The organism is Pseudoalteromonas sp. SG43-6, from assembly GCF_014164365.1.
GTDB classification, from domain to species: Bacteria; Pseudomonadota; Gammaproteobacteria; order Enterobacterales; family Alteromonadaceae; genus Pseudoalteromonas; species Pseudoalteromonas rhizosphaerae.
The window spans coordinates 1-23255 of sequence record NZ_JACJEZ010000010.1; the positions used below are offsets into that span (position 1 = coordinate 1).

The 23255-nt window shown below is 39.6% G+C and carries 19 protein-coding genes and 1 pseudogene; 8 read left to right on the forward strand and 12 right to left on the reverse strand.

The genetic code is table 11. The features are described from left to right. Positions 1-70: 70 nt before the first annotated feature. From H5201_RS06045 to H5201_RS06060, 4 genes are read right to left on the reverse strand one after another with little or no spacing between them, the layout of a single operon-like run. The gene (locus H5201_RS06045; protein ID WP_182783942.1) at positions 71-1219 is read right to left on the reverse strand and encodes a cytochrome-c peroxidase; all 1149 of its coding nucleotides are present in this window, start codon (positions 1217-1219) and stop codon (positions 71-73) included. After that, positions 1216-1449: a hypothetical protein gene (locus H5201_RS06050; protein WP_145239716.1), complete on the reverse strand. Its 234-nt coding sequence runs from the start codon at positions 1447-1449 to the stop codon at positions 1216-1218. The genes H5201_RS06045 and H5201_RS06050 overlap by 4 nt, the downstream gene beginning before the upstream one ends. A gap of 12 nt (positions 1450-1461) precedes the next feature. Then, entirely contained in the window at positions 1462-4122 is a 2661-nt protein-coding gene (locus H5201_RS06055; protein WP_182783944.1) for a TonB-dependent siderophore receptor, read from the reverse strand. Between the two features lie 37 nt (positions 4123-4159). Beyond that, positions 4160-6961 carry an Ig-like domain-containing protein gene (locus H5201_RS06060; RefSeq protein WP_182783946.1) on the reverse strand — a complete coding sequence of 934 codons (2802 nt, stop codon included), beginning with the start codon at positions 6959-6961 and terminating at the stop codon, positions 4160-4162. 165 nt (positions 6962-7126) lie between these two features. Between H5201_RS06060 and H5201_RS06065 the strand changes: the two genes are divergently transcribed. Next, the gene (locus H5201_RS06065) at positions 7127-7507 is read left to right on the forward strand and encodes a VOC family protein (RefSeq protein ID WP_182783948.1); all 381 of its coding nucleotides are present in this window, start codon (positions 7127-7129) and stop codon (positions 7505-7507) included. A gap of 106 nt (positions 7508-7613) precedes the next feature. Then, positions 7614-7850 carry a hypothetical protein gene (locus H5201_RS06070; protein ID WP_182783950.1) on the forward strand — a complete coding sequence of 79 codons (237 nt, stop codon included), beginning with the start codon at positions 7614-7616 and terminating at the stop codon, positions 7848-7850. A gap of 279 nt (positions 7851-8129) precedes the next feature. Here H5201_RS06070 and H5201_RS06075 read toward each other — a convergent pair. From H5201_RS06075 to H5201_RS06090, 4 genes and pseudogenes are all read right to left on the reverse strand, one after another. Then, positions 8130-8534, reverse strand: a pseudogene (locus H5201_RS06075) (zf-TFIIB domain-containing protein); the annotation flags it as partial. Positions 8535-8575: 41 nt separating this feature from the next. Beyond that, positions 8576-9169, reverse strand: coding sequence for a DUF4202 domain-containing protein (locus H5201_RS06080; RefSeq protein WP_182762535.1), 594 nt, complete (start codon positions 9167-9169; stop codon positions 8576-8578). A 71-nt stretch (positions 9170-9240) separates the two neighbouring features. Then, positions 9241-9705 (reverse strand): mechanosensitive ion channel family protein, encoded by a 465-nt coding sequence (locus H5201_RS06085; protein ID WP_182767885.1) that lies wholly within the window; start codon positions 9703-9705, stop codon positions 9241-9243. Positions 9706-9709: 4 nt separating this feature from the next. Beyond that, the gene (locus tag H5201_RS06090) at positions 9710-10186 is read right to left on the reverse strand and encodes a thioredoxin family protein (RefSeq protein WP_145239740.1); all 477 of its coding nucleotides are present in this window, start codon (positions 10184-10186) and stop codon (positions 9710-9712) included. A 302-nt stretch (positions 10187-10488) separates the two neighbouring features. On the opposite strand from H5201_RS06090, the gene H5201_RS06095 reads away from it, so the two are divergent. Then, positions 10489-10983: a hypothetical protein gene (locus tag H5201_RS06095; RefSeq protein ID WP_149981928.1), complete on the forward strand. Its 495-nt coding sequence runs from the start codon at positions 10489-10491 to the stop codon at positions 10981-10983. Here the strand turns inward: H5201_RS06095 and H5201_RS06100 are convergent. Next, the gene (locus H5201_RS06100) at positions 10980-12185 is read right to left on the reverse strand and encodes an anhydro-N-acetylmuramic acid kinase (RefSeq protein WP_182718263.1); all 1206 of its coding nucleotides are present in this window, start codon (positions 12183-12185) and stop codon (positions 10980-10982) included. The two genes, H5201_RS06095 and H5201_RS06100, sit on opposite strands and share 4 nt — an antisense overlap. Before the next feature lie 201 nt (positions 12186-12386). On the opposite strand from H5201_RS06100, the gene H5201_RS06105 reads away from it, so the two are divergent. Beyond that, positions 12387-15131 (forward strand): TonB-dependent receptor domain-containing protein, encoded by a 2745-nt coding sequence (locus H5201_RS06105; protein WP_182783953.1) that lies wholly within the window; start codon positions 12387-12389, stop codon positions 15129-15131. Positions 15132-15486: 355 nt separating this feature from the next. On the opposite strand, the gene H5201_RS06110 is transcribed toward H5201_RS06105, so the two are convergent. From H5201_RS06110 to H5201_RS06120, 3 genes are all read right to left on the reverse strand, one after another. After that, positions 15487-16332: an SMP-30/gluconolactonase/LRE family protein gene (locus tag H5201_RS06110; RefSeq protein WP_182739977.1), complete on the reverse strand. Its 846-nt coding sequence runs from the start codon at positions 16330-16332 to the stop codon at positions 15487-15489. A 13-nt stretch (positions 16333-16345) separates the two neighbouring features. Next, positions 16346-16771, reverse strand: coding sequence for a hypothetical protein (locus H5201_RS06115; protein ID WP_149981933.1), 426 nt, complete (start codon positions 16769-16771; stop codon positions 16346-16348). A gap of 147 nt (positions 16772-16918) precedes the next feature. Further along, complete coding sequence (locus tag H5201_RS06120; protein WP_182783955.1) at positions 16919-17827, reverse strand: LysR family transcriptional regulator; 909 nt, start codon at positions 17825-17827, stop codon at positions 16919-16921. Positions 17828-18069: 242 nt separating this feature from the next. Between H5201_RS06120 and H5201_RS06125 the strand changes: the two genes are divergently transcribed. From H5201_RS06125 to H5201_RS06140, 4 genes are all read left to right on the forward strand, one after another. Further along, a complete protein-coding gene (locus tag H5201_RS06125) occupies positions 18070-19197 on the forward strand; it encodes a zinc-binding dehydrogenase (protein WP_182783957.1) in 1128 nt (375 codons plus the stop codon). 463 nt (positions 19198-19660) lie between these two features. Continuing rightward, positions 19661-20692 (forward strand): NADP-dependent oxidoreductase, encoded by a 1032-nt coding sequence (locus H5201_RS06130; protein ID WP_182783959.1) that lies wholly within the window; start codon positions 19661-19663, stop codon positions 20690-20692. Positions 20693-20733: 41 nt separating this feature from the next. Next, on the forward strand, positions 20734-21351 hold the full coding sequence (locus H5201_RS06135) for a glutathione S-transferase family protein (RefSeq protein WP_182783960.1): 618 nt from the start codon (positions 20734-20736) through the stop codon (positions 21349-21351). A 277-nt stretch (positions 21352-21628) separates the two neighbouring features. Continuing rightward, on the forward strand, positions 21629-23251 hold the full coding sequence (locus H5201_RS06140) for a methyl-accepting chemotaxis protein (RefSeq protein ID WP_182783962.1): 1623 nt from the start codon (positions 21629-21631) through the stop codon (positions 23249-23251). Positions 23252-23255 lie beyond the last annotated feature (4 nt).

Genomic DNA, 23255 nt, shown 5'->3' on the forward strand with positions numbered 1-23255 from the left:
AGCTGTAAGCTGTAAGCTGTAAGCTGTAAAAATTAAACCTTGTTGGGCACGCCCTTACAAGGTTTTTTGTTTAGCTTTCAGATAAAAATGAAAAATGAGGTCCATTTGCAGGATGGGCTGTGATTGAGTGCAAGAATGCCTCTAACGCCATTTTTTCATCTTGTGTTAGCGCCAAAGGCTTTAATAAAGTTGATGTTTCTGGCGAAAACACATCATTTTCATCTTTTAATATTCTGACCCCACCAGCATTATAAATATTTATTACACCTGCCATGCTGATAAATAAACCATTGTGCATCCAAGGCTTTGTATTCATCACTCCACGTAAACTCGGTGTTTTAAATTTGCCAACATCAGCGGGGTTTCCAGTATAGTTAAATAAACCTAAATCTTCATATTCCCTTTTATAGTATGTCAGGCCTATATTATGAAATTTATTATCCGAAAACAAAGAGCCTGAGTGACAGTTTATGCATCTCGCTTTGGTTCTAAACAAATGCATCCCCCACAAAGCTTGATCTGTTAGCTTTTGCGATAAAACACGCTTACGTTTAGGGTCTGATTGTTTTGCTGCAAGCAAGAAAAAATCAAAATCAGATTTTCGTGAACGAATAGTGCGCTGAAATGTCGCTAATGCTTTAGCAACATCTTCAGCAGAAATGTATTCCTTAGCAAAAGCTTGTTTAAACTTCTGTTTATATTGATAAGTGCTATTTAATTTCAATTCCAACTCATAAATAGTCAAACTCATCTCATTACCAGCTTGAATAGGGATTAACGCTTGTTGTTCCAACGACCTAGCCCTACCATCCCAAAACAAGCTTTGCCATAAAGCAGCATTCTCAATACTAGGTGCATTTCGCTGACCTACTTGACGATCATGACCAAACGAAACTCTCCTTCCATCTGCCCAACCTAAATCAGGGTCATGACAACTTGCACATGCTATTTGTCCAGATCGAGATAAAATAGGATCAAAGAATAGAGCTTCACCTAACCTCATTTTGGCTATGGTAAAGGGGTTTTCAACTGGAAATATCACCTCAGTTAATGCACCTATTTCACTATGTTCCACTCCCTCTTCAAGCCAAGGCTCAGGCCAGTTTTCTGAGGTTTGTTCATACTGTGCACGTAATTGTAAAAAGTTAATAGGTTCAGCATGTAAATTAAAAACCAAACCTACAATAAAAACTATAAATAGTTGCCGTGCTTTTGTCATTTGTTACTTTCAACAATTGAAAAAACACGCTCATCAGTTGCAACTAGTCGTTTTGCGCTTACTAATTGATGACTTTTAAGGTCAATACAGAGGTCTTTTTCTTCTTGGCGCGCCACTTGTAATTCGGTAGCACCTTCAAAAAATTCTTCAAATTTAATTGCGTGTGTATCAGCACTTGCGTCATAACATAGTTGCGTTGTTATAAGCGCTAAAGCATAAATGGTTGTCATAATTGTATCCTCTTAATAATCAAGTTGTAGGCCTAACCAAAAACGCCGTCCTAGCTCCACCCCTGTACTATAAGGGCTCACTTGATACGTACGTTTATTTAAAATATTTTCGCCTTCAAAGCTTAAAGTGACTCGATAATCACGTGCGACTGCCAGTGTGTACTTTACACTGCCACTTAATAACCAGAAACTAGGCCTTTTCTCTATGCGGTAAACTGGATATTCTCGACGATTTGGTGAGCAGCCATCACAAATAGATGTCGCCTCTTTTATCGATTGAGTTGTTCCTGTGGCGTAAATAGCATCTTGCTCACCATTAAAGCGGGCATAAGCTGATAGTTGCCAATTATCAAAACGCCCACCCCAACTCAAATTGGCAATAATTGGGCGATTAAAGTCTTGCTTTTCTAGCTCCATATCATGTCGTGTCATTAAGTTATATGTCGAATCGTTTTCACGGCTATTTAAGTCATAATTATCACCTCTAATATAAACTAACTCATTATCGTCATAGGAAAAATTTAAGAAGTAATCAGTGCTGTTGACATAGGTTTGCGTACTACCATCAAATTGCTCTGCACTTGTTGTATTACTGGCGTGAGAAACATTAAACTCAACGTGCTGAGTATCAAAAGTAGCCATCCAGGATAAGCTAAGACGCTGATATTCACTACTTCCAGAGTTTGCACCATATAAAATTGCTTCCCCTAACTCATTTGTTCCTTTTACGCGGTTAATACTTTCATGCTGTTCACGGTATAACCATTTTAACTCTAACGTCCCACCTAGTACTTGGTGACGATATACTGCTGAAAGCTCATCACTGTATGGTGTTTTTAAATCTTTATAAACATAACGGTAACCACGATTAGATAACTCGGCCTGCCATTGTTGTGGGCGGTGCTGATAAATCGCTCTCACCTCTGTAAACGTAGGTACCATAGCTTCATTAAGCTTATAATTGATTGCATCGCTTGCGTAATATCGATTTGCACCAAAAATAAATTTACCGGTATTTTCAAACAACGAGATACTACCTCGTAATCTTGGAGCCACATTATGGTTTTCAAAAAAGTCGTTATAATCATACCGGGCACCAAGTGTTAATGAATATTGTTGCCATTCAAATTCATTTTCTACATAAGCTGAAAAGTTATTCACACTGGCTTCAGCTCGTGCTTTTGGTGTAGTTTGTCGATATTGAAAATACTGCCCAGTCTGACTTATGTTGCTTTGATACAATAAAAAATCATCTCCGTTTGACAAATCCAAAGGGCGACCTAATTCAGCTTCAATATCAGCTATCGGCTGGTTGAAAACAGTTTCAACACAGTCAATTTGATACCCGGCACAATCGATCATAGGTGACACGATAGCGCCGTTATAAATAGTCGCGTTTTCTAAACGATCAAAGACTGAAACCTGATGATCTATTGCATAACCCAGTGATAACTGAGAGTCTGCAAACAATACTTCCCCTAATGGGAGTTCGAAATCTTGCTTTGCTGTATAGGTTTCTTGTGTTTTGGTAATATCACCGAAACCACCTTCATTGCTCGTCATTGAGCCATCATAATCACCCCAGTTTTTACCAGGAATATTTATCCAGTTATACCAAGCTGAACTAGCATCTTTTGAGTTTCTACTGCTACGCCAACTAATTTGCGAGTCCATGTAGCCCCAATGACGATTAGCTTGCCAGGTTAAAATGGCGGTACTTCCCCCACCTTTCACTGTGTAATCACTATTTATGGCATTAACATCAAAGTAATTTCCTTCGTAAGGTGCATATAAATAATTAAATGAAATATCGTCATTGGTGGTTACAGCATAATCAAACTTAACCATGCCGTTATAATTAGTTTGCTCTTGTAAACGTAAATAACCTAATTGTTCGAGTGACTCTTGGGACTTTAAATATTGAAATTGCGCAATCACTCCAAGCTTATCTGTCAGAGGTGCCGCGATATGAGTACTAAAACTACGCTTTTGAAACACGGCATTATCTAAGGTGTCTGAGCCATCAAAATCTGGAGCATAAAAATTATGATAATCCACCCAGTCGTCAGCTGTTTGCCGGTAGCTAATCCCAAGCGAAACCTCATCCCTTGCTTTACGCGTTTGTGCCTGCACTAAACCACCATTAAAATTGCCATACTTAGCGGGAATATTGCTATCGTAAACCTCAATACTCTCAACTAAATCAAGATTAAGAAATAACTCTTGGCTATGCCCTGACACATCTTGCAGCAAGTTTCTATCGGTATTCCCTAGTTGATTGTTTAAATTAGAGTTATTCGATACACCATCAATTAAATAAGCGGTTGCCTTACCTTCAGTTCCAGAAATAGACACTTCAGATGGTTTAATATTACTTACTTGCTCGGCTGAGTAAGCAGCTTCGCCATACTGAACTCCTGGCAAAATCCCCAACAAATCATTTAAATTACCGTTACCAAAACGATAATCTTCAATCATTTTTCTATTTAAGGTATACACACCTTGACTACTCACTGAAATTGGATTCGGCTGCTGCCCCCTCACTTCTATTACTTCAATGTTTTTAATACAATCTGGCTCTTTTTTCTCACAAGTTTCATAACGACTCTTTGTGATTTCTTTCTCAAGCTGTTCACTTGGTTCGGCTGAGGATACAGGCGCAGTCAGCATCATGCTGAGCAGCCCAAAAGTAAAATATCGTATATTCATTTTACTGACGAGTCTCATCCAAAGGATAAGTGTCAGCGTCATCATTTACACCGTCACCATCACTGTCTAAATCAAGTTCGATGCCAGACTGAGCAATCATTTCATCACTAGCATAAGGTGCAAAGAAGTTAGCCTTACCGTCATTATCAGTATCAACTGTCGCGATAGTCACCCTTGTAAAAGCATCATATTGACTCAGATAATTAATGACATCTGTAACTATAGAGTCATGCTCTACCACTCCTAATGCGGCTTTATCTTTTAATGCTAATGCCGCATCAAATTGACCTAACATTAAATATTGATTAGCGAATTCAGGGTAATACTGTAATTGTAATTGTAGCGAAGCTTCATCCAACCGATTGATGTTCCAATTAATCAAATCAACCCAAATTGCCGTTGCATCACTAATAAGTTGCTGGTAATTATTGATTCTTCCGGCTTGTGATTTTAGCGTTCGGTAATACTGCGAAAAGTTGTAAGTGCTTCGGCTTGATGCATCAAAAAAATCTTGTGTCACTGCAAACTGGCTGTCTACTGTCACCGCCTCTTCAACTTGTTTAATTAGATTTGCGTAGTCTGAATAGTATTGGTTTGCTAATTCAAATTGGCCACCTTTACCAAACGCAGCAGCTAATTGGCCTGTATCTGAAACCTTTCGTGCAAGATCTTCTTCACCATAAGTAGCTAAAAAGCTTTTAGCTACTTCGATAAGTGGCGTGGCAGCTTCATTTTGTCCCAATGGGTTGTGGTATTTAATAAGATCAACACTCGAAGCAACGACATCCTCTTTTGTTACTTCTGTGCCATTGACTTGTGCATAGTTATTTAGTGATATTTCACGACATGTAGTCAGTGTTTTATTCGCTTGCTCTCGATAGCTTTGTTCGCCAGTTAAACGAATAACTTCGAACAGTTGCTCAAGCAATAGCTGGCACCCAGTAGTACCTGTTACGAAAACTTGATCCCCAATGTTTTGCGCTATATATTGCTCAGAACTCAATAATTTTAAGCCTTCCGCGATATACTTTGCAGCACCAGCATAGCGCCCCTGGTCGATTAAAATACGTGAGCCACCAGGATTTGAACTATTAAACGCAATGATATTAGTAAATAATCGTCTTAGATCGCTATCATCTTTTGCGGCCAAAATTAACGCTAAGCTTTCATCTGCATCTTCAATATTTCTAACGTACGCAAATAACCGCGCGTCTTCAGCATCTTCCTTAGCCCAATCGTAATATGTACTTCCTTGTTCAAATGGGGTTAAAAAGCTCGTTTCTAAGTCTAAATTTGGGTATAAGTTTACAAAGGACTCTGCAAAGTTTATCAAGCCAAATGGATATTCGACCATTGTAACGTCAGCATATTCATCTTTTTCGCGGGTATAAGCTTCGTCATAATTGACTACACCATGAAGCGCCAATGCATCAGCAAGCGCACTTTTAGCTTTATCAAGTTGCCCTAGTAAACGATAGTTTTCAACCACATCACCTAATGCAACTTGGCGGGTACTAAAATAAGGTTTTCCTTCATTACCATTTCGGTCATTCGATACGTATCGGTAACCTATCATGTTAGCAAATTCATAAAGCCTGTCGGCCATGCTAAGCGCATAGTCAAAATCAGCTTGCTCTCGACTGGTTTGCCATGTTGCTATCACTTCATCAACTGAGTTTCTAAAACCAAAGAACAGCCGTAATGCTTGTGTTGTTTGCTCGGCTTTAAGGGCTGAACTTAATAATATATCTAAAACATTATAGCTTTGTAGTGCAAGTGCAGGCTCACCGGCATTTAAATAAGAATCAGCAAGCTCATAAAAGAAATCTTGATCTTCAACCGCAAATGCAGAAATGCCTTTGGCAGCGATGTATTGCGAATACAAATTACTCGCTTCTAAGCGGAGCTCATTTGCTCGCTCAAATTTACCTTGCAAATTGTACTGATTTGCAACATTAACAAGTGCAACAGCACGTAGGTCATCACGAATAATACTGTCAGCAGTGATGAAACGTTCAACTTCATTATCTAACCCTGCTTCAGCGTATCCGGTAGCTAAAGCTGTATAGACACCACCAAGATTAATATCATTTTCGATATTGGCAGCAAGAACTTCAGAACGTTTAAGATGAGATTGTTCAGAAGCATAATAATAGTAAGCACGGTCAGCATTAGTTGCCAAGTTAGTGGCTATTTCTAGCGTTTTTGCTACAACACCATTATTTCCATCATTTACGGTCAATTCAAAGCTATCAATGGCATTTGTTAATGTTGAAGGGGTATAAGTTAATTCTCCACTTTGCGCGTCTATAACGAGCTCGCCATTAAATGGTTGTTTTGTTATAGAATAAGTGAGTGTATCGCCGTCAACATCACTGGCGCTAACTTGACCAACTTTAACTTCTCCACCACTAACCTGAACTTTATCCATGGTAATGACAGGGAAGTCATTGATCGCTGCAACAGTTGCACTGACAGTTGTAGTCGCTGTATCTTCGCCATCAGATACCGTTATTGCAAAAAAGTCCTCTCCATTAAAGTTTGTATCAGGCGTATAAATCACTTCGCCTGAACTAGCACTTACTGAGACCGAACCGTTACTCGCAGCATTTGCTAGAGAGTAAGTCAAACTATCATTGTCTTTATCAGAGGCGTTCACTAATAAACTTGCACTAGCATCTTCATTTAAAAATACAGAATACTGAGCTTGTGAAAATGTTGGTGCTGAGTTCGATTCACCGCTAGAGCCACAGCCAGCGAGCACTACTGCACTAATCGCAATAGATAAAAGTTTTAATTTCATGTCAATTCCCCGTTAATAATTATCGGGATCATAATGTAAAGAATTATCATTTGCAATATGATTAACAATTGAAATTCCAAAAACTATTCAAGCTATTAAATAAATTATTAAGTGTTAACCTAATAATCATCTATTATTAGGTTAAATATATTCAAAGAGGTGTTAATGGAATACATAAGCCAAATAATCTACGTTGATAACGTTGAAGAAACCTTAGACTTTTATTTTCAAGCGTTTGGTTTTGCCACTCATGCCCTCAGCGATGATGCCGAATATGGAGAGCTTGCAACAGGTGCTGTCAAAATAGCATTTGCTAATCACCCTTATGCACAAGCTCATTTTAAACAAGGCTACATTCGTGCTCATCCAAAACAGCCAGCGCTTGGTTTTGAACTGCGCTTTAGCTGTAGTGAACTCAGCGAAAGCTATGATAGAGCGGTATTGGCGGGTGCAGAGCCACTTTGCCCACCAAGCTATAGAGAAACTCAATATTATGCCTACGTACGAGCCATTGAAGGTACTTTGATCTGCTTAGTACAAGCCTAGCCCTTCATCAAAACAGCATTAAAGTTTAACTTTGTAGCAATATAAGCCACACGCAACTGTCATCTAATTTCCTTATCTTAGCGGTAATTTAAATAAGGAGATTAATATGAATACATTACTACTAACATTGATGCTACTAAGCCCAACTGAAGCGCTAGTGACTGAACAAATCAAATTACAAACCGCTGAAACACTTAAAGTTATGCAAATTGAACAGCAGACACAGTTGAAAACACAAGTCATCGCCACATTAGAAAATATAGAATTGGTATTGCCTGTGGTTGTTGATAAGCAAACTTTAGCGAAAGTACAAAACGTAAAACAGCAACTTAACCAAGACTAAGTTGCTCTGCAGAGTTAGTCCAAAAACGAAGCTAAAGCGATTTCAACTAAACTCTCGGTATTTTTGTTGTGGTTTTTCTTAATACCTCGCTGGCTAAATCGATTAGTCGGTATTTCAAAATGTATAATACCAATCGACTTAAATATTTAACCATTCTAGCGAGCTAAATAAAGCGCTAACTGCGTTATAATTTTTTCAAGTAGAACAACTACATGTCAAAATTTACGCCTTGTTATCACTCCATTTATCTGTCGCTATAAATGGTCAGTAACTTAACACGATTGGTATAAAACCATGATTATTGGCTTGCTGGTTCACTAGTAATTGTTTTTCTTTCACTGTTAAGTGATTGTCGTGAATTTTATTAAGTTCTTTTGGATCTAGCCAAATACCCGCACAACTTGGGCACTCATCAATTTCGACCACATGAAGAGGTGTAAAAAAGCGCCGCATCATCACGACACTCGGGCACTTAGGGCAATTAATTCGTGCCGTTAAATCAACGTCTGTGTCAGGTAAAGCAGCCAAGTGCTCAGCAAGCACCAGCGCTCTTTTTAAAGATGGATCACTAAAATTAAAAATCTGGCGATTATCAAAAAATACCCCACCATTGGCGGATGAGAAAACCTCGATCCCCCCGACCATTAGTTTAGTGAGTTCTATATTTGTCCTTGGGCAGCGCATATCCAGTTCCTTTGCATTTTATTACTCATCGCAGTGAGATATTAACTCGGTGCAAGCGCCTTTTCAATTAGCGGTACTAACGGCGCTGGTAAAGTAATATTACCCGCCAACACAAACTCATGTGCCTCAGTAGACATTTTTTGCCACGTACGTTGCAAAATCCCAATCCACTTTTGCTCATCGTAGTCTGGTTTTGTTTGCACAAATGCCAACATGTAATACTCAATAAACACTAAACTTGCGATATCTTCCACCAATTGACTATCAGGATTACGCTTGATTTGTTTTTTCGCAACCGCTGCATATACTCGTTGCTGATCAACATCAGAACAACCAGCTTGCTGCATTAATTCAACCACAGTACTGGCATGAAAAACATACAACGCACTGCGCCACTGATGATAGCCTTGTTTATCCATTGGAAAGTGACTTCGCGGCGAACACCAACGCTTTATGTGCTGTGCTCTCACAGCAATATGCATTAGCTCATCAGCATCAGGTTTAAAACGGTTTAACATCTGCGTCATACGCTCTGAATATAAACGCTCTTTAGGCCACACTTTACCTGCATAGTGTTCTTGATTAGGATCCTGGCTATTTGCTTCATCAATTAACGCGATTACTTGCTCAAACATTAGTTTAGTCATCACTCTTAGATTTATAGGCTATTTTAATCAGCTCATTTGTAATTAGCTAGTTGAAAATATTACGAGTTATTTATTGTTACTTTATTACTGAGCATCAATGAATTGGGAACTAAATGACGACAGCCATCGGTCTGTAAAGTAATATATCTGAGGTTTAAATCGACCACGACACCTTTACAGCTCGCGACCTCGATGTTATCACCCAACTTAATAGGTCTATAAAGCACAACCATTATCCCTGCAACGAGATTTGAAATTGCATCTTTAAGCGCAAACCCTAACGCAAACCCTGTTAAACCCAAGCCAGCGACTAAACCAGTTACATCAAAATCAAGCTTAGAGAGTGCTAATATAGTGCCAATAAAAATCAAAATCGCTTTTTGTGAGTTTGAAATTAAACGAAACGATTCCGCGGCATGGCCATCAAAACGACGTTCAACCTTCTTCAGTGCAAAGTGAAAAACTAAACTTAAAACAATGCAGCCAACAAATACCAAAATAGCAGCAATAATTTGATCCCTCATACTTTTACTCTGTTACTGGATTAAATTGACTTAAATCTGAAGCAATAGACGCCTTTGGTTTTTCAACTAACCGCCCAAGCTCTTCGCCTGCTGTTAATACTATAATCGTTGGTGAATACTTTAATTGGTAGCGTGCTGCAATCCCTTCAGGATCGCGTTTATCATAACCGACAGCGACCAACTTTAAGCTGGCCAATGCCACCTTGGAGCTATCAAGTAATTTAAGTAACCGTGGTACTTCACGCTGACTATCGTGACACCAAGTGCCAAATAACACCAAAATATCTTTACCTTTGAGTGTTTGCATGGCTTGTGTATCGGCAACAGTTGGCACAAAGTTATTGTATTCATTGGAAAATTGCTGATGATCGTTAAGTAAATCAGCCGCACTTATCTGCCCTACAAACGGCTTATTATCTACAGCAAAAGACAGTAGCGGCACTAAACATACTGATAAAAAGAGCGCTATTCGTTTAAACATGATAATTCTCGGCTATTTATATTAAGTTGACTATACCCAAATCACAGTTTATTGCGAGTGCTATTACCCGTTTGTAAATTAGCCAATCTTGCTGCTATTAAGTAAACATTTAAAAATGGATTTTAAATTTATTATTATAAAATTTATAAGCTTGATATTACCTATAAACAACTGCTGCTGCATTGTTTTAGCACGCTAAGTTAAAAATGATGAAAATACGTTCAATTAGTCATAAATCTGCAATTAAACTATAGGATAATTTCCATTCGATTTAATTAACCTAGAAAAGACGACTGACCTCAATGACCACTCCTTTAGTGCGCTTGAACTTTGCACTGCAATCTTTTGAAGATCCGCTATCAGCTGCCATGGCACATACTATGGAGTACGATACACTGCATCTAAATGCAAACGCGCAGCATGAAATTACACTGCTTTGTGTATTACCAGAAGATGCGCATGAAGGCGACACTATTTCGTTAAGTGCAACACATATAGCAGCGCGTGATGCACGTTACTTTATGCAATACACACTGCGTCTGAGCGATATCGAAGCCGGTACGGTAACGCTGACACTTGAAAAAATAACTCTCAGTGATGAAAGCGACGAATATGTGCTGCAATTAATGTTGCATGGTTTACATGCCACCCTCAAAGACAGTGCTGAATTTGATGTCGCAATCAAGGAATATGGCGCAGGTTATATACCACAATACGAGCCGGCTCTAGTTTCTAAAAGTCATTCACTGCGCCAATATATGACAAGTTTTAGTAGTTCATTTTTATCATTATTTTAATCCGCAAAGCTGACTTTACCCATAGTAATGGTGGGTATGCCCTGCGCTTGATTACCAAAACGTTGCTGGCCACCCGCTAAACATTCGTTCGCTAAAATCGCAAACAAAACTGCTTCTTTCGCATCTGGGTCGATACCTAGAGCATGGGTATTTTTAATCTCATGTAACTGTGGGCACAAAGATAAAATATGCTTCATCAACAGTGGATTATGTATTCCCCCGCCACTGGCATAAACTGTAACATCGGCTAATTTTTCACTGCATTGATTAATAGCCTGTGCAATCATCATCGCCGAAAATCGATTTAGTGTTGCCATCACATCTTCGTGGCTTAGCTGTAGGGTGTTGGTTGTCGTTTGTGCTTGGTGTAAATAAGCCAAATTGAAAACTTCAGGGCCTGTCGTCTTAGGAAAGTCTAAATTAAAAAATTCATCTTGGCATAACTCATCCAACAGCGGCTGATTTATCTGGCCTTGGTTGGCAATTAAACTATCTTTGTCATAATGAAGCGGCGCAAAATAACGCTGTATATAAGCGTCCATAATGGTATTACCTGGGCCAATATCAGAGCTAAATACAGCGCTCGCATCAGCAGATTGTGGTAAAAAAGTCAGGTTAGCAATGCCACCCATATTCAGTAATATACGATTTTCAGTTAAGCTGCTAAAAAATAAATAGTCGCCATATACCGCAAGTGGTGCGCCTTCTCCGCCCGCTGCAATGTGCTTTTGTCTAAAATCGCCAATCGTGGTAATACCTGTCGTAACCGCTAAATGGTCGCTATCACCTATTTGCAAAGTGCCATGATTAAAATCGCTCTGGCTATGCTGACTTTTAGGGCAGTGATAAATAGTTTGCCCGTGACTTGCAATCACATCAATATCAGCTGCAGCAACTTTCCATTTAGCTAAACACTGCAATACCATTTTGCCATGTAATTGCCCCACCCAAGGGTGAAGTAAAGTAACTAACTCCAAATCACATTCGCGCTTGGCAAATACTGTTTTTATTTTCTGTTTATAGTCATCATCATAACCAACGGTGTCAAAGGCTAACACATCAATTTGGGTGTCCATGCCATGCCCTGAGACTTTGCACAATGCAACATCTAACCCATCTAATGAAGTCCCACTCATCAGACCAATTATTAATCTTTGTTGTTTTTTAGCACTGTTATACAGTTGTAATATATGCTGATGCATTCTTTTTACCCTTAAAAATCAAAATACTAATGAATGTACATTCACTTCAAACTAAAGAATACTTTATACCTTAACTTTAAACATTGAAAGAATAATTATTGCAAATACGTTAAAAATGCTTTAAAACTTACCAACACACTGAGTGTACCGACAACGATAAAATTCATAATAGCAAAAAATACATAACCACGGGAACAGACCATGAAACACTGCAAACCTAACTCAATGCGCCCACTCCACCTGCTATCACCAATTGCACTGGCAGTTATTGCCACTACTAGCCCTGCTTTATTGGCCGCTGAACAGCAACAAGTGCAGCAAAAAAAACCTGAAGTAATTACGGTTACTGGCTCGCGAATTCAGCGAACAGAATTAGTTTCAAGTAGCCCAGTAGTGAGTGTTGACGAAGCACAAATACACCTAGATCGCGCGGTGAATGTAGAAGATATTACCGCAAAATTACCACAAGCCGCAGCGGGCGCTAATAGTACAGGTGCAACGGTAGGTGACTCATTTGGCTCATCGACTATTGATTTACGTGGTCTTGGTCAAAACCGAACTTTGGTATTAATTGACGGTACGCGCGCTGTGCCATTTAGTTTTCGTAACTCAGTTGACGTCAATACAATTCCTGCCGGTTTGATCAAACGTGTTGATGTTTTAACTGGCGGTGCGGCTGCTGTTTATGGTGCCGATGCAGTAGCTGGCGTGGTTAACTTTGTGCTTGATGATGACTTTACTGGCGCTGAGTTTTCAAGTAGTTATGAAACAGCTGATGGTGGCAATGAAAAACTTAATTTTGAAGCCATTTTTGGTGGCGATATAGCTGATGGTAGTGGCCATATTACTGGCTACCTTGGTTATTCTGAACGTAAAGAATTACTTGCTGGTGAACGTGATTATGCCTTAGATAATGGCGCAACTATGATTAATAGCGGCGGGTTTTACACCGATGTTGCCAGCGGCAACAGTTTAGCGATTAATGATGCAGGGCAAGTCGTGAGCGACCGTCAAACCAGTGACTTTACCGGCGACCGTTATTTAACTCAGCCAATGGATAGATTTTCTGCTGGGTTATTATTTGATGTGGATGCCAGTGACAGCGCAATCATTTACGGCCGCGCTATGTATTCAAAAGTAACCGTTAATGGCGCCGGTGCTAGCGGCCAAACACCTATTCTTGTTAATGAACAAGTAACCCTCACACAAGATAACCAATATATTCCTGATGAACTACGCCAACAACTCACCTTTGATGCTGATGGAAATGCGCTAGTCAATGTTGAGCGTAATTTAGGCCTTGGCGTTCAACATACTGAAGCCGTGCGTGATTCATTACAATTTCAACTGGGTTTAAAAGGCGATATTAACGATTATTTACGTTACGACATTTATGGTCAATACGGTCAAACTGACGAAGTCGCTACAATTTACAACAATGGCTATAAAAATGATAACAGTGGCAACAGCCGCTTTGGCAATATTTCCAATAGCAGCGATATTTTTGATCCTAATTTAGATCTAAATGAATTTAGCGATCCACTGTTATATACCACCCGTGAACGTACTCAAAGTGTATTTGCTGCAACTCTCTCTGGCGATTCTAGTGCCTTATTTGAATTACCTGCCGGTTATGTCGATTTTGCAATTGGTTATGAGTACCGCAAAGAAACGGGCAAGCAAACACCGGGAGATGCATTTAGAAATGGCACTAGCTTTGCCTCTGTTAGCGCATTTGATATGGACGCCAGCTTCGACAGTAGTGAGTTTTATGCAGAAATTTTAGTGCCGATCTTAATTGATATGCCATTTGCTAAAGAACTTAGTTTTGAAGGTGCTTACCGTATTTCTGATTATTCAAACACCGAAGCCGAAGACACTTATAAGCTTGGCATAAACTGGGCAATTAACGATGATATCCGTATTCGTGCTAATAAGCTCACTGCATTTAGAGCACCAAACTTAGGCGAATTCGCAAGTCCGATCACGGGGTTATCATTAGCTTTATTTGACCAAAATAGTGACCAATTTGTACCACGCTTTGCTGGTCGCTTTAATGGCGATCCATGTTTACTAGGTACGGGGGACGCAGCGCAATGTGCCGCTTTTGGCGCACCACCAGTAGGCACTGAGTATGACTCAACAACAGCCGAGTATACTTACGGCGGTAATCCGAACATCAAGCCTGAGCAAGCAGAATCAGATACTTTAGGTGTAGTTTATACTCCAAGTTACATTGAGGGCTTTGACCTATCACTTGATTACTATAGCATTCGTGTAACCGATGCGGTAAGTCAAATTCAACCTGCTGCAGCATTACAAAGCTGCTATATCGACGATCCAAATCCGAACAACCCATTGTGTGGCGCAGTACTTCGCGATCCTAATACAGGCTTTATTAGCACCGCGATCGTAAATGACTTTAACCTTGCAGCGATTGAACAAGCTGGTATCGATTTAGCAGCCAACTATGTATTTGATGCACCAATGGATTTAGGCGGTCGCTTTAGGCTCTCATACCAAGGTAACTTTGTAACAAAACAAACTCGCCAAAATAATAGCACCGTAGCCGAAGTTGATTGTAAAGGCACTTACGGTAGCGCGTGTTCAGGCGATTTTGCGAGTATCTTACAAGCCGATTATAAACATCGCGCCACCTTTGATTGGCAGCTAGATACCATGAACTTCCAATTAGGCTGGCGCAGAATCGGTGAAGTAGACTATGCTGTAGATAGAACAGAAACAATTTCAGCACAAGACTACATGGACTTTGCTGCATCGTGGCAAGCAACCGACACTATCGCCGTTAACTTTGGTATCGATAATCTATTTGACAAAGCACCACCAACACCTGACATTGGCGCTAACCACTTTAATACTGTGAGTGATTACAGCGTTATTGGCCGTACAGTGGGCGTTGCAGTTCGTTACTCACCGAGTTTTTAGTTAATCCCAAATTGCTCATAGCAACACAGGATTAAACCCTTAAAGCGCACCCTGCCCGGTGCGCTTTTCATATTAGATTAGTTGAATCAAAACATTTGCTACTCATCTTGCAGATGGACTCTAAGTAACTTATTCACAAAGAAGTCATGAGACGCTGCGCTGATGAGGAAAATATTGACGCCATAAATAGCGACCTACATGGGTAAAGGTTCTAGAAAAGTATCTAGGTGCTAGGATTAATCCGTTGCCCGTCGTATTTCTGGGTGTCTCATTTACCCTTATTCACTTCTCTTTGTGCAAATTAGGGTCTTTAAACAATCACAACTAAGTCAATTCCCACAGAATGTCCGCAGTTTTACTCCACATTTATCACTTCAATCGCACCGCGTTTTTGCATAGTGACAAACAGCTTGGTTTGCTGGTCATTAAATGCCACATTGGTTGGATGCTGCCCTGTTAAAGTATAGGTTTGCAATATCTTACCTGCGGGACTAATTTTTAAAATAACACCTGCGCCATAACGGGCTACATACAGGTTACCTTGGTTATCAACACGCATGCCGTCCATACCATGATCGTCAAATGTGATCAGCGGCTGCTTATTGCTGATGTTTAGCTCACTATCAAGATCATATTGCCAAATAATCCGCTGCACGCTTTCGTTTACGTAGAGTTTACTATTGCTGTTATTAACCGCCACACCATTGGTGGTGCCCATATTCTCTTCTAATAATTGAGTACTGCCATCTGTATTTATACGCCATAATTTGCCGGTAGCATCAGCCCAATTAGGGTCGCTGGCAAACAACACACCGCGTTTAGTTATGGCAATATCATTTGGTTGATTCATGGTTTTATTATGAGCAAAAACCTCAACGCTTTTACTATTAGCAGGCACTTTTAAAATATTATGATTTACATAATCCGCAATATAGAGATTACCTTGGCCATCAAATTGCAAACCATTACCAACGCTGTCATTTGGCAGCTTTAAAAATAAGCTGGCTTTACCATTGTTATCAACCTTACCAATGGTGCCCTGATCAGCAAAATTAACTGCGTATAAATGCTGCTTATAAAAAACAGGTCCTTCAACGCCTTGAGTAAACACATTATCAGGCACAAACTCCTTACTGTGCTGCGCAATACTGGTGGCACTAAAAAGTGCTGCACAGCTCAATCCACAGATCATCGCTTTCATTTTATTATTATTCCTAATTTAAATTATTACTGGTGAAGATGCTCAAAATCGGGAAATTGTCTTCGCCAAACGACAGCGTTAATGTGCGCTGCTCACCATCGTCTAGTTTAATATTGTCAGCCAGAGCCATAGGCGATATTCGTCTGCCATCGGCAAATAACGCCATAATATGTTCAGCCTGTAAAATGCGTGAACCTGACGCGTCATTACGAATTGTCACCACTGCGACTCGCCGGCCTTGCTCACTGCTCATCAGCACAGAGTTAACCACACTGAAATCACTGTTTTTAGGCCTTACTTTCGCATCATTTTCAAAACTAAACTGCATTCCCTGTAACGCAACTTGATCGACCGACAATACTTCATCATTTGCCTTTACCAAACCGCTCACAAAAGCACTGACTAGCAGTGGCAGTAAAACCAACAGTTGTATTTTCATTTCATTCCCTCGCTAACAACATCTATCTAAAGGTTATTTTTAACACAACTTGTGTGCTTTCTCATTTAATTTTTCAATTTCTTTAATAACTAAAAAGATTTTATTAACAGTGCTGTGACGCTAATAGAAAGCTCTATAACTTTGTGCTCAATCGGCTTCTACCTTTATTTTTTGTACCAAAAAATCTACGGCGGCTTTCACTTTTGGTACTAAATATCGCTGTTTTTGATATAACAAATAAATAGCCATATTAGAGTTTTGCGTTACCGCAAGCTGATGTTCAAACTTAAGTTCTTGCAACTCGCCCGACTCAAGGTATGGAGCAAGTGCCCAGCGAGTTGACATTAAAATGCCTTCCCCATTACAGGCTTTTTTACTCAACCATGCTCCGTTATTCGAAATAACTACAGCCGGTCCTGACACATCATGCCATTGCTCATCTACTTTACATAACCATGGCGTTGGCCCAAGTGGCGTTTTAAAATAAAGGCCATTGTGATGCTTTAACTCCATGGCATTTTTAGGCACACCGTGCTTTTTTAAATAACCTGGCGATGCTACGGGAATAAACTCATTATTCATCAAATTTATAGCTAACACACGCTCATTAGGTGCATAACCGCCACGAATAGCAATATCAACATCGTCACGCCCCAGTGTCGATAGCTCATCACTTAAACTAACATCAAGTATAATTTCAGGGTATAAGGCGTTAAATTCCTCTAATAATGGCAGTAATATTTTGTCACCAAAACTCACCATCGAACTTATTGATAAACGCCCCATTGGAGTTGTTTGGTAACTACGCACAGTTTCGTGACTTTGCTCTAGCTGATTTACTATTTGCTGAACGTCGTTATAGTAAATTTGTCCAACTTCTGTCAGTTTCACAAGACGGGTTGAGCGTTTTAAAAGTGTTGCCCCTAAGCTTTTTTCTAAATCAACGACGCGTCTAGACAAAGAGGACGGCGGCACATTAAACGTGCTTGCCGCTTTGGTAAAGCTACCCGTTTCAACAACTTTTATGAAGTAGCGTATTGCCCGTAGTTGATCCATCTAACCTCTCCTTTCAATAAATAACATTATTGTCTTAAAGACAAAAGTTATTCGCATTTTCCCCTATATATAAGCAAATTTAAACAAGTAATAATGTACTTAACCTAAACGCATGCGTTTACATTACATTTTTATGTGTTGTTGAGTCGAGTCAGCTTTACGCAAGCTTATATTCAGATAACACATGCTAAATAACACTTAGCTATTGCACTAATTAATACACATTATCAGGAGCGAACATTATGACAGATAAAAATATCCAACTTACTTCAACTATCAGTGAAGATAACAAACTAACGCTTGCCTTAAAAAACATTGATATGCCACAGCCCGGTGCTGATGAAGTCGTTATTCGAATTGAAGCTGCGCCATTAAATCCATCTGACTTAGGTGTGTTATTCAGTGCCGCTGATATGTCCAGTGCAAAACAAACCGGTACTGAGCAAAACCCAGTTATTACCGCTGATGTTCCTGCTCAATTTATGCCATCACTTAAAACACGTGTTGGTAAAGCCACACCCGTTGGCAATGAAGGCGCAGGTACGGTTGTGGCCGCAGGCTCATCGCCAGCTGCACAAGCATTAATGGGTAAAACTGTTGCTGTAATTGGTGGTGGTACGTATCGCAAATTTATATGCGCAAATGTGCAAAGCTGCTTAGAATTAAAAGAAGGAACGACGGCTAAAGAAGGTGCGTCGGCTTTTGTTAACCCACTTACTGCATTAGCAATGGTTGAAACAATGCGTGCTGAAGGCCATAAAGCGATTATTCATGCCGCAGCGGCCTCTAATCTTGGTCAAATCCTAAATCGAATTTGTATTGCCGATGGTGTTGATTTAATCAATATTGTACGTAAGCCGGAGCAAGAAAAGTTACTACGTGATATGGGGGCAAAGTATGTTGTTAACTCAAGTAATGATACGTTCCTTGCTGATTTAACAGCCGCAATTATCGAAACCGGTGCAACGATTGCGTTTGATCCAATTGGTGGTGGCCAACTAACGAGTGACATTCTTAACTGTATGGAAGTCGCTGCAACTCGTGACATTACAGAATACAGCGTTTATGGCTCTGACACTTTCAAGCAAGTTTATATTTATGGTGCCTTAAACCGCGGCCCAATTACGCTAAATCGCAACTTTGGCTTTGCGTGGGGTGTTAATGGGTTCTTACTATTTAATGCACTAGGCAAACTTGGTACTAATACGGTAATTGCAATGCGTAAACGTATTGCAGATGAAATTACCACAACCTTTGCAAGTAATTACACCCATGAAGTGTCATTGCCAGAGGCCTTACAATTACAATCAATTGAGGCTTACTCGAAACATGCCACAGGTGAAAAATACTTAATTAAACCGCAAGCGTAATTAAGCATAAAACCCCCGTCTTAATTGTGGGGGGTTAAAATGTAAGAGCAGACACTGATTGCGGTGCCTGCTTTTTATATTCTCGTAATTAAAAAGAGTTAGGCAGCTCTTTGTTTTAGATGTGCTGACTGTGTAGCGCTCATAACTACCTTCAAATGATTTAAAGCTTAAATAATGTTTATCATAATGTTAAACACCCAAGTTAACCACTCAACATGCGCTCTCAAAGTTGTAAGAAAAAACAAAAATTCTGCCAAATGGCAGTAAGCAGAATTGCTGTTGCACAGCTGCAAAAGTGATTCTCCGTATAGCGATAAACTTATCTATGCTAGCTGTTGAATTTATCAAGCATAGCCCTAAGTTCATTGGTTAAGCATTTAATCCGCTGCAGAGACTATAACGACTGAGCATTTAGATTTACAGCCGTTATGCAGCCTTCTTTTAATCAGACAAGGAAAAAATTATGCAAGCTATTTCAAATAAACAATTTACTCTAAAGTCTCGTCCTCATGGTGCGCCAACGCTTGATAACTTTGAATTTAAAAGCGTACAAATGCCTGAACTACAACAAGGTGAAGTATTACTACGCACTATTTATTTATCACTTGACCCTTACATGCGTGGCCGCATGAGTGATGCGAAATCATATGCTGATCCGGTAGAAATTGGCGATGTCATGGTTGGCGCAACCGTGTGCCAAGTAGAAGCGTCTAAAAACGATAAATTTAGCGAAGGCGAATGGGTACTAGCCTATACAGGCTGGCAGGAATATGCGATTTCAAATGGCGAAGGATTAATGCCATTAGGCAAAGAGCCAAGTAATCCATCGTATGCATTAGGTATTATGGGTATGCCTGGCTTTACCGCTTATATGGGGCTACTTGATATTGGTGCACCAAAAGAAGGTGAAACAGTGGTGGTTGCAGCAGCAACAGGCCCAGTAGGTGCAACTGTTGGGCAAATTGCTAAACTCAAAGGTTGTAAAGTAGTCGGTGTGGCAGGCGGCAATGAAAAATGCCAATACGCAGTCGAAAAGCTTGGTTTTGATGCTTGTATTGACCACCGCAGCGATGACTTTGCCAAACAGTTAGCTGACGCATGTGATGCAGGTATTGATGTTTATTATGAAAATGTGGGCGGAAAAGTCTTCGATGCCGTATTACCACTATTAAACACCGCTGCGCGCGTACCATTATGTGGTTTAGTGTCGCAATATAATGCGACTGAGTTACCACAAGAACCTGATCGCATGGGGGCTCTAATGGGTCAAATTCTCTCTAAGCGTATTCGTATGCAAGGCTTTATTATCTTTGATGATTATGGCCATCGTTATGATGAGTTCGCCACTGATATGCAAAAATGGCTCAGCGAAGGAAAAATTCATTACCGTGAACATTTAGTAACAGGTTTTGAAAATACCGTATCAGCGTTTAACGATATGATTGACGGCAAGAACTTTGGCAAAACGGTAGTACAAGTAAATAAACCGCTTTAAATTTACCCTGCGCAGCAACGGCTGCGCTTTTAAGGATAACTATGATCAAGTTACACCATTTAAATAAATCCCGCTCTAAACGTATTATTTGGTTACTCGAAGAGCTAGACGTTGACTACGAAATTGTGGCTTATCAACGCAACAGTGAAACCTTTTTAGCTCCTGATGAGCTTAAAGCGATTCATCCACTAGGCAAATCACCAGTGATTGAGGACAATGGCCAAATAATTGCTGAATCAGGTGCGATCACCGACTATTTGATCAGTAAATACGGTAACGATAAGTTTGCGCCAAGCCGTGACAGTAAAGACTATATTGACTACCAGCAATGGCTGCACTTCGCTGAAAGCTCAGCAATTTTACCGCTATTATTAAAAATGTTTGTGCAAAAAGATGGCGCTAAAACGCAATTTTTAGAAGGCTATGCCGATGCAGAAACCGCCAAAGTTATTAGTTACTTTAATGACCGCTTAGAAGGTAAACGTTACTTAGTGGGAGACTCTCTAACCGGTGCTGATTTTATGATGTCGTTTATTGTTGAAATTGTTAAAAATGCAGGTCAACTAGCACATTTTAAAAATCTCGTTAAATACGATGAGCAATTACAAACTCACGAGAAATTTCATTCCGCTAACGAGTTAGAGGCAAAGTACGACTAAGTTAGTTTTCGTTTTGGCTGTTTAAGGTGGTTTTACAGCTAAGCGATGCACTCATTCCGGTTCGGTCTATCGAGATAGATTTTTTTAAGCTTTACAATTCAAAAGTGCAGTTGCTCATTAACTTGACTACTGCACATTAATTGTTCAACATTAACATTATTGATACATAACTGATTATTAGAAAAGTAAATTCGTTTTGTAAGTCATTCCACTTAACGAATTACGTTGAGTTATAATCAGCCAATATAAAATCGCACCAAATAATACTGGAAAACATATGACCATAAATATGCGCCTCGCCACTGGTTTTGGAGTGATCTTATTAATGATGCTCACATTAACCATTATTGGCACATCTCAAGTAAGTCAAATTGACAATAATATAAGTGAAATTAACGATATAAATTCTGTTAAGCAGCGTTATGCTATTGATTTTAGGGGCGCAGTACATGATAGGGCAATAGCAATACGGGATGTGGTGCTATTAACAAATGCTAGTGATTTAAGCGATACGATTAGCTTAATAAATGAGCTCAATAACAATTACCAAATATCGCATGAAAAAATGGCGAGCTTGGTTGATCAAATGACTGATCACGAGCGCTCCCTAATGAAAAAAATTGATAAGATAGAAGAGCATACCCTCCCCTTAGTGGAAAATATTATCGCCGCTAAACGTGCTAATAATATAACGCACGCAACTATGCTATTACTAACCGATGCGCGTCCCTCATTTGTAGAATGGTTGGACAGCATTAATCAATTCATCAATCTGCAAGAACAAACAAATCATAATTTAACGGATAAAACACGTGAGATAACCAGCTCATTTGAGCTATGGATGATTTCATTAACTGCACTGGCTGTTATTATTGGCGCTGTAATTGCCTATATTATTAGTTCAAAAATTAAAAATGCAGTAGGCGGTGAACCTCAAGAAGCAGCAGAAGTAATTGCACGTATCGCTAAAGGTGATTTAACCACTGAAATAAATTCCTGCAGCCCTAATAGTATGATGGCATCAGTTCAAGTAATGCAAAAAGAATTGAAAGCTATCGTCAATAGCATTATTGATTCTTCACAAGAGCTTTCATCTCATTCAGCAAGTGTCGCCTCAGGCTCACAACAAGCACTTTATGCCGCAGATAATCAAGTTACGCTAACTAACTCTGCCGTCACCAATTTAGCCAATATGAGCCATAGCATTCACTCAGTTGCCAGTGCAGTAAAACAAACTGAAGATAATTCAAAAATTACCGCACAATTATCACAACAAGGTAGTCAATCGGTGCAAAAAGTAGCAACCGAAATTGGCGGCATATCAACTACAGTGAAAGCAACAGTCAAACAAGTAAACATACTACAAAATCATGTTAAAAACATTGGTGATATATTAAGTGTGATACGTAGTATTTCAGATCAAACTAACTTACTAGCGCTAAATGCAGCTATTGAAGCCGCTCGTGCAGGCGAATCTGGACGTGGTTTTGCCGTTGTAGCTGATGAAGTTAGGCAACTCGCCCAACGTACAGGTGATGCGACCGGTGATATTGAGAAAATGATTTTACAGATCCAAGATAATACCCAAGCATCTGTCACTGCGATGGAAACCACAGTACCACAAGTAGAAAGTGGTTTATTATTGATGGATGAAGCCAATCAACTACTGCAAGAGATACAACAACAAGCTAATGATTCCTTGGAAAAAGTGCTTGAAATTGTCGACTCAACATCAGTGCAAGTTGCCACTGTGTCAGAAATTAGTTCTGGTGTAGAGGAAATCGCTAACATGTCCAAGGAAACCAGTTTATCCTTAAAAAACAATGCACAAGAAGCAGTCGCATTGGCTGAGTTATCAAAAACACTGAAGCAGTACATTAGCTATTTCAAAGTGAACTAAAGAG